Source organism: Rhodococcus sp. YH1, from assembly GCF_009939605.1.
Classification (GTDB): domain Bacteria; phylum Actinomycetota; class Actinomycetes; order Mycobacteriales; family Mycobacteriaceae; genus Rhodococcus; species Rhodococcus aetherivorans.
On record NZ_WVTE01000124.1, the window covers coordinates 1 to 6,974 of the forward strand.

Below are 6,974 nucleotides of genomic sequence, written 5' to 3' on the forward strand. Positions count from 1 at the left end.
TCCGGCTGCGGGCGGACGACCGGCTGGGCCGTTTCCTCGACCGGGGTGGCCGGTTCGAGGTGCGCGCGGTGACGCCGGAGAGTCTCGATGCGATCGCCGCCGAGCACGTCGGCGATGAACAGGCCGTCGAACAGGCCGCGTTCGAGGAGCCGGGCAAGTTCGGTCCAGTACCCGAGGTCGGTGTAGCGGTGCGACCGGTCCGCGGGGTGGCGCCACAGTCCGGGGGACTGGTGGGCCACGCAGTTCATGTCGAACGCGTTGAAGCGGATGTGCCGGGTCACGCGATGACTCCGGGGCGACGGCCCGCGCTCCACGCGTAGGGGAGCGGATCTCCGTTGAGCACATGGGCGCCGACGGCCTGCTGCTTGTAGATCAGCGGGTTGTGCGCCGCGACGGTCCGTGCGTTGCGCCAGTGCCGGTCCAGCGCCGCCTCCGACGAGGTGATGGATGCGCCGCCGACCTCGAACAGCTGCGCCGTCGCGTCGAGGACGAGCCCGATCACCACCGACTGGGCGCGGGCGGCGGAAGCCTCGGCGCGGTCGAGCAGTTCGGGGTCGTCGGCGCCCGCGTCGAGAAGGACGTCGAGGTCGTCGGCGACGGCGAGCACGGCGGCGCGGGCACCGAAGGCCGCGGCCGACAGCTTCCCGATCACCTGCTGGACCAGCGGGTCGTGCCGTGGCAGGTCGGCCACGGCGTGGGTGAACGTGCGGGTGCGCGCCCGAACCCAGTCGACGGCGTCGGCCTCGGCGCGCCGGGCGATGCCGGCGAGCACCGCGAGCTGCACCAGCTGCAGGTAGGCGGTCGCGTAGGTGCGGCCCGGGGCGCCGTAGCCGGGCCCGAGGATGCGGTCCTCCGGCACCACGACTCCCGTGAAGGTGGTGGTACCGCTCGCGGTGAGCCGCTGGCCGAAACCGTCCCAGTCGTCGGTCTGCTCGACGCCCTCCTGCCGCGCGTCCACCAGTACCGAGACCCGCTCGCCGTCGCGGTCCGCGGCGACGAGGATGTGGTCGGCGTACAGGCTTCCGGTGCTGTAGTACTTGATTCCGTCGAGGGCCCAGTCGCCGCCCTTGCGGGTGAGGGTCGTGCGGTAGCGGTCGGCGGCACCCACGCCCGGTTCGGTGATGGCGTTGCCGACGAGCGTGCCGTCCGCGGCGGCCGCGAGCCAGTGCCGGGCTCGTTCGTCACCCGCGAGCCGCTGGTCCTCGACGAAGCTCCAGTGCACGCGCAGCGCCTGTGGCAGGTTCGACTCGGCGGCAGCGAGGTCGATCAGCAGGTCGAACAGCTGACGGATCGTGGCACCGAAGCCGCCGAACTCGACTGGCACCCGCAGGGCGCCGAAACGGGCCTCCCGCAGCCACTGCACCTCGTGGAACGGCAGCCGGCGCTCGTGCTCGCGCTGGACGGCTCCCTCGGCGATCCGGTCGAAGATCGGCCGGAAGCGCTCCCGGAGTTCGTCGTCGGTCACGGCCGGCGTCTGGATCGTTGAACTGCTCACCTGTCATGCTCCTCGGTGTGGCGTCGATGTCGACACAACGATGGACAATCGGGCCCGCGATGGCACCGGTTGCGATCGGCCAGAGTTCAATACTGGCGCCGGGGAACGGGCGTGCGGTCGTCTCAGATCACCCCGTGCCGCGGTGGAGATGTCCCGTCCAGCGTCCAACGGCCGATGTGCTGCAGCTTCCAGCGCGTCGCGTCGTGCAGGGTGTGGGTGCGTGCGTCGCGCCAGTAGCGGGACAGGTTGGCCGCGCCGGATGCGCTTCGGGTGCCGCCCAGTTCGAACACCGCATTCGCGGCGTCGAGCGCGGCGCGGGTCGCCGCGACCTTCGCGGTGGCGACGTCGATCGATGCCGCCGCGGCGGTGTCGGCGTCGAGGTCGGCGCGCGCGGAGTCCACCGCGCGGGCCGCGACGGTCAGCAGGGCCTGGGCCGCCCGCACCGTGACCGTCACCTCGCCGGCGAGCTGAGTCAGTAGCGGATCGTCCACCGCGCGGTCGACTCCCGCCTCGAAGTGGGGACGGGCGCGGCCGGCCTGCACGACCGCCTCGCGCAGGGCGCCGGTCGCAATCCCCACGTCGATCGCGGCGTGCAGGATCTGTGCCTGTGCCCCGTAGGTGGTGGGCCCGTCGAACAGCCCCGAGTACTGGACGATCGACGAGGCGGGCACCGTCACGCCGTCGAGGGTGACGGTGCCACTGGCGGTGGTGCGCTGCCCCATGCCGTCCCAGTCGTCGACGACGGTGAGCCCGGCGGCGTCGCGGGGCACGAACGCCACGGCCTTCGGAGTGCCGCGGCCCGGGGTGCCGCCGTCGCCGACCACACTGGCGCGCACGGCGATCCAGTCCGCGAACAGGGCGCCCGTGCTGTAGAACTTGCGGCCCGAGAGCGTGAAACCCGCACCGGACGGGACGAGCACCGTGGTGTCCACGTCGACGGGATGGGGGCCCCGTTCGCTCTGCGCGTTCGCGAACAGGGCTCCGGACCGCACCTCACCGTAGAAGAACTCCTGCTGATCCGGGGTTCCCTGCGACCGGAGCAGTTCGAGGAAGGTGAAATGGGACTGGGGGATCTGCGCGATACTCGGATCCGCCTCGGCGAAAAGCCGGAAGATCTCCACGAGCGTCTCGGTGGGCACGTCGAGCCCGCCGTACGCGCGGGGCACCGTCACCGCGCCGAGGCCCGATCCGGCGAACTCGCGGATCTGGGTGTGCGGCAGTTCGCGGTTCGCGTCGCGGAGCGTGGCGTTCTCGGCGAATCGCCGGCCCAGCACCGTGGCCGTCTCGAGCGCGTGGTCGCCGTCGACGATCCCGGATGTGACCTCGGCAGTGCCCATCTCAGCGGACCCCGGCGGGAAGGAAGGGAACGCTTCCGGATACGGCGCCGCCGGCACCGCCGATGAACAGTCCGCGTTCCCGCAGGACCGGTAGCACCCCCTCGCCGAACCAGTACAGCTCCTCGAGGTGCGGGTATCCCGAGAGGACGAACTCGTCGATGCCCAGCGCGGCGTATTCGGCGATCCGGTCGGCGACTTCGGTATGGCTGCCGACCAGCGCCGTCCCGGCCCCGCCGCGCACGAGACCCACCCCGGTCCACAGGTTCGGCGCCACCTCCAGGTTACGGGCGTCGCGCCAGTCTCCGCTGCGCCGGTTGTTCTCGTGCAGGGCGAGCATGCGGCGCTGTCCTTCGGACTCACTGCGTGCGAGACCCGCCTGTGCCGCGGTCACCGTGTCGGGGCCGAGTGCCGCGATCAGCCGGTCGGCCTGCGCCCACGCATCGGCGGCGGTGTCCCGGGTGATGACGTGCAGGCGGATGCCGAACCGGATGGTGCGTCCGCGCCGGGAGGCGAGTTCGCGGATCCATGCGATCTTTTCGGCGACGGCCGCCGGCGGCTCACCCCAGGTGAGGTAGACGTCGGCGTGCTCGGCGGCCACCGGGCCCGCCGCGGCGGACGATCCACCGAAGTACAACGGGGGGACAGGGCTCGGGAGCGTGGCCAGCGCGGCTTCCGAGATGTTCAGGTGCGTGCCGGAGTGGGTGACGGTCTCGCCGGCCCACAACCGTCGGACGATCGAGAGGAACTCGTCCGCTCGGGCGTACCGCTCGTCCTTGCCGAGGCGGTCGCCGTACGCGCGCTGCTCGTGGGCCTCGCCGCCCACCACCACGTTGAGCAGGATCCGCCCCGGGGCGTGCAGTGAGAACGTCGCCGCCATCTGCGCGGCGAGGGTGGGGCTGATCAGTCCTGGGCGGAACGCCACGAGGAAGGCGAGTCGCTCGGATTCGCGCGCCACCATTGCCGTGGTGAGGAAGGCGTCCTCGCACCATGCGCCGGTAGGGGTGAGTGCGCCGGCGAATCCGAACTCCTCGGCGGCGCGGGCGATCGACGCCAGGTACCCGACGGTGGCGCGCCGATCACCGCGGGCCGCCCCAGCGGGCGTTCCGTGGCCGCCGCCGACGATCAGGCGGCTGTCGCCGTAGGTGGGAAGAAACCAATGGAATGCGAGGGACATTGTTGCGAGGTTAAGGGCGGGGCGGAGCGCGGGCCACGGTTGAAATCGGTCCGATTCCAATTCTGGTCCGCGCCGGACGGCGCCCGGCGCCCCTGCCGAGCGGGACGCGTGGACCGGACGACGAAAGGCGGGGCGAGAGAAGAAACTCTCGCCCCGCGTCTCGAACGACGGTCAGGAGGCCAGGATGAGCCCGCGGTCCCCGGTGCCGAAGCGGCGCAGGACCTCCACCACAGCGGGCGACGGCGTTGCCAGCCCCCGTGATTCGAGCCACGGCAGGGTGCCGTCGACGATGTGCTCGATCGTGAACTCGGCACCGAGTGGGAGGAGCGTCACGCCGTCGGCCACGCGGGTGGTGTGGATGTCGGCGATCAGTCCGGCGAGGCCGTGCGGGGTGCCGATGTAGGACAGGGTGTCTGCGCGACGACGGCCGTCGAGCAGCGCATACTGCTTGCGGGCGCCGCGGGCCTCCTCGGCGACGAGCACCTCGAGATCGACCAGGACGCTGATGCTGTCGGGATCGCGACCGTCGGCGCGGGCTTCGGAGCGTGCCCGTTCGCGGAGCTTCGCGCTCTCCCTCAGGTCGGCGGCGCGGATCCGGACCACGTTCGACGGCGAGGCGCTCAGGTCGAGCGCCGGTTCGTCGGCGCGTCCGGTGGTCAGATCGGCCCAGTAGTGCGGTCCCTCGGGCCCGGCAAGCTCGACGGCGATACGCAGGGGGCGATCAATGGTCCGGATAGTGTTGTGCGACAAGGGTTTTCTCCTGGAGAATGCGCCGCTCCGGTGGTACTCCAGCGCGACGTGGCGGAAGGGGCTGTGAGCGGTCAGCCCGTACAGATGCCCGAGGAGGTCCGGCCCAGATCGACGTGACGACGGCACCAGCGGGCGACGACGGTCGCTGCGGTCTCGGGTGCCATGGGCGATATCCTACACAATTGGTCGGGAATGCTCGATTCGGTGGTGAACCCGCCGTCCGGGGGGGTTCACCACCGGGGTCATGCGGCGCGGAGCGCGGCGAGCCCCCACTCGCGCGCCAGCAATTCGTACGAACGCAGCCGGTCCTCGTGCCGGTGCGTCACCGACGTGACCACGAGCTCGTCCGCCCCGGTAACGCGCTGCAGCGACTCGAGCCGCTCCGCCACGGTGGCGGGAGCGCCGACGAACTGGGTGATCAGCCGGTCGTCGACGAGGCTGCGCTCCTCGTCGCTCAGCGGTGCCGACGTGGCCGGGTCCGGGTACGGGACGGCCCCGTGGCCGGACCGGATGCTGTGCGTCCAGTGCCCGTACGTGGCCGCCAGGTCACGCGCGGTGGCGTCGTCGTCGGCGACGACCGCGTCGGCGGACACCACCACGTACGGTCGGTCGAGGAAGCGGGACGGGCGGAACGCCGCGCGGTACGCCTCGACCGCCTCGACGGTGGTGCCGGGACTGACGTGGTAGTTCGCACCGAACGGCAGGCCCAGCCGTCCGGCCAGCGACGCCGACGGCCCCGCACTGGTCCCGAAGACCCACAGCTCGACGTCCGCGCCCTCGCCGGGGCTGGCGTGCAGCTCGATCCCGTCCTCGGTGCGATAGGTCCCGTCCAGCAGAGCGAGGATGTCGTCCACCTGCCCGTCGAAGTCCGGGGCCTGCGCCCCCGGTTGCTGCAACGCGGCGAACCCGGCGGCCAGGCGCGGGGAGGACAGCAACGGCCCGGGCTGGTACGGCGGCGGAATGACCAGGCCGTCGCGCACCTCGGTGGCGCGGTGCGATTCCTCTTCGGCGGCCCCGGACCGGGCGGCCGCGAGCGCCTCCGCCCGGCGTTGTCCCGACCGGCCGAGTCCCAGGTCGATCCTGCCCGGATACAGCGCGTCCAGCGTGCCGAACGCCTCGACCACACCGGCCGCGGTGTTGTGACCGAGCTGAACCGCGGCGGCGCCGACGCGGATGGTGCTGGTGGCGGCGGCGATTGCGCCGATCAGCACGGCCGGCGACGACGACGCGACGGCGACGAAGTGGTGCTCGGCCACCCAATACCGGCGGTACCCCCACCCTTCCGTCCTCCGGGCCAGGTCGACGGTGTTGTGCAACGCCTGCGCCGTGGTGGATCCCTCGCTGACGGGGGAGAGGTCGAGGACCGAGAGCGGCACCGGATTCGATGCGGTCGTCACCGGGCCTCCTCGTCGCGCGGAGTGCGTTCGCCGGCCTCGACGGCGAACGGCAGCCGGTTCTCCGCCGGGGCGATGGGGCACGTCGCCGCGTCGGTGAACGCGCACGGCAGGTTGGCGGCCCGGGTGAAGTCGAGCGTGACCGAGCCGTCGGCGGTCGGCGCGGCGACCTCGAGGATCCGCGCGGCCGGGTAGGTCGTCACGCCGCTGGTTCCGTCGGTGAACAGCACGCGCAGCGGACCCGAGCCGTCGCCGAACGCGACGAGGCGGTGCTCGGCGCCGTCGTGGGTGAAGCGGATCAGCCCGGCCGCGCTGTGGTGGTGCTCGAGGCCGTCGACCACGGCGCCGGTGGTGACGGTCCGCACCTGATCGAAGGCCTCGAAGCGGCCCTGCAGCACCCACTCCGGCGCAGGCTCGTACGCGGGGATTCCGGTGAAGGCCGTCAGAGCCGGCGACTTCGGGTCGTGGATGCGGACGGCGAACCGGCCGGTGCGGCGGATGATCTCGGCGTAGCCGTCGCCGGCCGCGACCCGGACACCGGGTGCGCCCTCGATCGGCTCGTGCACCTCGGTTCCGCCGTCGGATTCGAGGAGCACGCGCTCGCCGTCCACCCGCCACAATCCGGGCACCTCGTCGAGGATCGTGGGCTCGGTGTCCAGCCAGTACAGCCCGGTCAGGCTGAGCCAGCCGTCCGGGCGGCGCAGCGCCACTCACGTCGTGGATCGTCGACCAGGCGTGGATGACCGGCGACGGACCGAAGGCGATCTTCGGCGACGCAGTGACATGGCTGCGGAAGCGTCAGGCGCTGCTGCCGGGGATCACCA

Annotated in this window: 7 protein-coding genes and 1 pseudogene; 1 reads left to right on the forward strand and 7 read right to left on the reverse strand. The window is 72.0% G+C overall.

Annotated features, from left to right (window positions below):
* The 7 genes and pseudogenes from AIIKEEIJ_RS32985 to AIIKEEIJ_RS11515 form a co-directional block, all read right to left on the reverse strand.
* Nucleotides 1-281 (reverse strand): annotated as a pseudogene (locus AIIKEEIJ_RS32985) (hypothetical protein); the annotation flags it as partial.
* On the reverse strand, nt 278-1,495 hold the full coding sequence (locus tag AIIKEEIJ_RS11490) for an acyl-CoA dehydrogenase family protein (protein ID WP_006943658.1): 1,218 nt from the start codon (nt 1,493-1,495) through the stop codon (nt 278-280). The gene AIIKEEIJ_RS11490 and the pseudogene AIIKEEIJ_RS32985, both read right to left, overlap by 4 nt.
* A 122-nt stretch (nt 1,496-1,617) precedes the next feature.
* Entirely contained in the window at nt 1,618-2,832 is a 1,215-nt protein-coding gene (locus tag AIIKEEIJ_RS11495) for an SfnB family sulfur acquisition oxidoreductase (RefSeq protein ID WP_161995696.1), read from the reverse strand.
* A 1-nt stretch (nt 2,833) separates the two neighbouring features.
* On the reverse strand, nt 2,834-4,006 hold the full coding sequence (locus AIIKEEIJ_RS11500; RefSeq protein ID WP_065923298.1) for an LLM class flavin-dependent oxidoreductase: 1,173 nt from the start codon (nt 4,004-4,006) through the stop codon (nt 2,834-2,836).
* A gap of 171 nt (nt 4,007-4,177) precedes the next feature.
* Entirely contained in the window at nt 4,178-4,756 is a 579-nt protein-coding gene (locus AIIKEEIJ_RS11505; protein ID WP_065923299.1) for a hypothetical protein, read from the reverse strand.
* A 242-nt stretch (nt 4,757-4,998) separates the two neighbouring features.
* Complete coding sequence (locus tag AIIKEEIJ_RS11510; protein WP_065923300.1) at nt 4,999-6,153, reverse strand: LLM class flavin-dependent oxidoreductase; 1,155 nt, start codon at nt 6,151-6,153, stop codon at nt 4,999-5,001.
* Nucleotides 6,150-6,860, reverse strand: coding sequence for a DUF1684 domain-containing protein (locus AIIKEEIJ_RS11515; protein WP_161995697.1), 711 nt, complete (start codon nt 6,858-6,860; stop codon nt 6,150-6,152). The genes AIIKEEIJ_RS11510 and AIIKEEIJ_RS11515 overlap by 4 nt, the downstream gene beginning before the upstream one ends.
* Before the next feature lie 29 nt (nt 6,861-6,889).
* Here AIIKEEIJ_RS11515 and AIIKEEIJ_RS34300 point away from each other — a divergent pair.
* Nucleotides 6,890-6,974 (forward strand): hypothetical protein (locus AIIKEEIJ_RS34300; RefSeq protein ID WP_443217101.1); only part of this gene is annotated, 85 nt, incomplete at its 3' end.

Coding starts and splice junctions, on each gene's coding strand:
- AIIKEEIJ_RS11495 (WP_161995696.1), bottom strand. CDS start 2,832: ATGGGCACTGCCGAGGTCACATCCGGGATCGTCGACGGCGACCACGCG.
- AIIKEEIJ_RS11500 (WP_065923298.1), bottom strand. CDS start 4,006: ATGTCCCTCGCATTCCATTGGTTTCTTCCCACCTACGGCGACAGCCGC.